2 protein-coding genes are annotated in these 1954 nt (G+C 27.4%); both read left to right on the forward strand.

Annotation, left to right across the window (positions count from 1 at the left end):
* The first annotated feature begins 97 nt into the window (after positions 1-97).
* Complete coding sequence (locus tag ACW9UN_RS17100; protein WP_459487582.1) at positions 98-1081, forward strand: YwqG family protein; 984 nt, start codon at positions 98-100, stop codon at positions 1079-1081.
* Between the two features lie 163 nt (positions 1082-1244).
* Positions 1245-1748 carry a hypothetical protein gene (locus ACW9UN_RS17105; protein WP_459487583.1) on the forward strand — a complete coding sequence of 168 codons (504 nt, stop codon included), beginning with the start codon at positions 1245-1247 and terminating at the stop codon, positions 1746-1748.
* Positions 1749-1954: the final 206 nt, after the last annotated feature.

The following is a 1954-nucleotide window of genomic DNA, read 5'->3' on the forward strand; positions in this document are numbered from 1 at the left end:
TCGGAAACGCTAAAGTTTTAGTCTAAATAGCTTTTTTTTCGCTAAATTTACGCAACAAATAATACACCAAAACGTTACCACCAATTAAAACCCAACGATGAAAATAACATTTTTTATAGTTATTTTAATTTTATCAGTAATAGTCAAAATACTTGCTGAAAAAAATAAACAAAAATCCGATTCTAATAGAAAAAGAATGGAACAAAAAGCTATTGAAGTAAAATATGAAAAGCAGATTGGTATAATTAACTCAAAAGAAAAAATAGAAACATTTTTCAATCAATTTAATTTAGCAAAACATTGGAATAATTTTGAACCTAAAATAAAGAGTGAAATAAATATAGAAACATTTGAAAATAGCAATATTGAATTAGGAAAATCAAAATTTGGAGGAGTGCCTGACTTACCTAAAAGTGTAGAGTGGTTTAAAGAAAAAAATGGAAAATCATTATCTTTTATTGCTCAATTAAATTTGAGCGAAATTAAAAATTTGGAAAGTTCTATAAGTTTACCAAAAAAAGGTATTATTTATTTTTTTTATTCTTCAGAGCAAGAATCTTGGGGTTCAGATTATAATGACAAAGATAAATTCAAAGTATATTATTCTAACGACTTGAATAATCTTGAAAAAAAACAAATCCCATCAGATTTTAGTGAATTTGGAATTTATAAATCCTGTGAATTAACTTTTTCAAATTCTTACAGCTTACCAAGTTGGGATAATGATTTTGTTTCAAAAGAATTAAATCGAGAGGAAAAAGATATATATGACCTTATAACTTACCCTCAAGTTAACCATAAAATTTTTGGGTATTCTAATAATATCCAAGGAGAAATGGAGCTAGAATGTGAATTAGTAACTAAAGGTCTTTATTATGAAGACTACAGAGCTTTTGATTCTCAAAAAAAAGAGGAATTCGAAAGAAAAGAAAAAGAGTGGAAACTACTTTTACAAATTGATTCAGACGACAAAACAGAAATGATGTGGGGAGATTCTGGAAGATTATATTTTTGGATTAAACAGAAAGATTTAGAAAATTTAGATTTTGATAAAGCTTGGTTTATTTTACAATGTTATTAAAAAAAACTGGTGGTAACACCGTATATAATTTATTGCTAGTTCTAGCCTACTTACGAAAATCCTCGCGGATTTTCTATTCGGTTTTTATTTGCTAAATTAGGTACTTAAACAACGCAACAAACCATATACAAACACGTTGTAAACAAGCTGAAAAACGAAAACTATGATACATTTGATTTGGTCTATAATAAACGGAATTATTGTTCTTTACTTTCTTTATCTAATTGTTGGATTTATAGCTAAAGGGAAAAAAATATTTAATCCACAATTTAAATTTGTCTCAATCTTTATAATGGTAATCGGAATTGTACAAATAATTTCCGCATCTAATTCAGGAAAAAGCTCAAACCGAATATCAATAACAGAAAACTATGACAGAAAAAATAACTCGGAAATTAAACAAGTAAAATTGGAAGATAATTGGACTTTTGATATAAACATGCTTGTAAAATATTCTATTGAACAGAATGAATATATCCCAATTGAAAGTAACAGTTATTTGACTGGAATTGTGAGCGGTTATATGTGGGAATTTGAGTCAATAAATACGAGTAATTTGAATATGAATGGAAAAGCGGAATTTATTGCTAATGGAATTTTAAAATGGAATCTTTTTGGGATTACTGTTTATAACGAATCAAAAATATTTAGCGGAATTATAGAATGAAAAAAGCCTGTTTACAACACCGTACAAAATTAATTGCTTGTTTTTTGCTTACTTACGAAAATCCTCTCGGATTTTCTTTGTCAGTAATTATTTAGTAAATTTAAGGCTTAAACCACGCAACTAACCTTGTACAAACACGTTATGTTTTATTGCTCAGGAAAATCTAAACGCAGGAAAAAAAAGCTGAACAGTCTCTCGCGAATTTT

This window comes from Polaribacter litoreus (genome assembly GCF_054584775.1).